This window comes from Cognatishimia sp. F0-27 (genome assembly GCF_020667845.1).
In the GTDB taxonomy this organism is placed as follows: Bacteria; Pseudomonadota; Alphaproteobacteria; order Rhodobacterales; family Rhodobacteraceae; genus JAFMPQ01.
The window spans coordinates 1-981 of the sequence record NZ_JAFMPQ010000091.1 but is presented as its reverse complement, the minus strand read 5'-3'; the positions used below and the strand labels follow the sequence as shown (position 1 = coordinate 981).

At 65.5% G+C, this 981-nt stretch carries 1 protein-coding gene; it reads right to left on the bottom strand.

Annotated elements, in window-relative coordinates:
* Positions 1–224: 224 nt before the first annotated feature.
* Positions 225–872: a 50S ribosomal protein L25/general stress protein Ctc gene (locus J1C49_RS21460; RefSeq protein WP_227447853.1), complete on the bottom strand. Its 648-nt coding sequence runs from the start codon at positions 870–872 to the stop codon at positions 225–227.
* Positions 873–981: the final 109 nt, after the last annotated feature.

The window sequence follows — 981 nt, the reverse complement described above, 5'->3', positions numbered from 1 at the left end:
CGGGCGCGGTGTCTGTGGTCGGACGCTGCCGTCTTATAGGTGATCGAAGATTGGCGCGGTGCGGGCGCTCGCGGTGTGGGGGGCGGACGCTGACGCGGCACAGATGGGCGGGCGCACTGCCCGTGTTGCCCGGCATGACAAAAGCCCCCCGCACCGCTGCGAGGGGCTTTCCTGTCTTGGTGCACCCGGCTGCTGCGCCACGCGGGCGCGCCGGCGGGAGGCGATCAGTCCTCGGCCTGCTCGGTTGCCGGAACCTCGTCCGCGGCCTGCTCCTCGTCCTCGTCGTCACCGGCGGCGCGCAGGCCGGACGGGGCGGAGACGTTGGCGATCACGAAATCGCGGTCGATTGTGGGCTTGCTGCCTTCGGGCAGGGTGATGTTCGAGATCGTCACCGTATCGCCAATTTCCAGACCGGTCAGGTCGACGGTCAGCTTCTCGGGGATGTCCCCGGCGGTCACGACCAGCTCGACCTCGGGGCGCACAACGGTCAGAACGCCGCCCTTCTTGATGCCGGGCGCGGCCTCCTCGTTGAGGAATTCGACCGGGATGTAGAGGTTGATCTTGGACGTGCGGCGCAGGCGCATGAAATCCACATGCGTGGGCAGGTCCTTGACGACATCGCGCTGCACATCGCGGCAGATCACGCGGACGTCCTCGTGGCCATCGACCTTGAGGTTGAAAAGCGTCGCCTTGAAGCGCCCGGCCTTCAACCGCTTGAGCAGCTCGTTGAAGGGCAGGTTGATCGGAAGCGGGTCCGTGTCACCACCAAAAACGATCCCGGGAACCATGCCGTCGCGGCGTGCCTGACGAGCGGCGCCCTTGCCTGTCCCCGTGCGTTCCTGGGCATTGAGATCAGGAATCTCACCAGCCATGTTAAATCTCCAGATTGTAAGGGCAGGGTGCCTCCAAGGCTGTCACCCCGCATGAAGGCGTCGCGATAAGACGGATCCGCGCCCATGTCCAGAGCGATTGTCCCAAGAG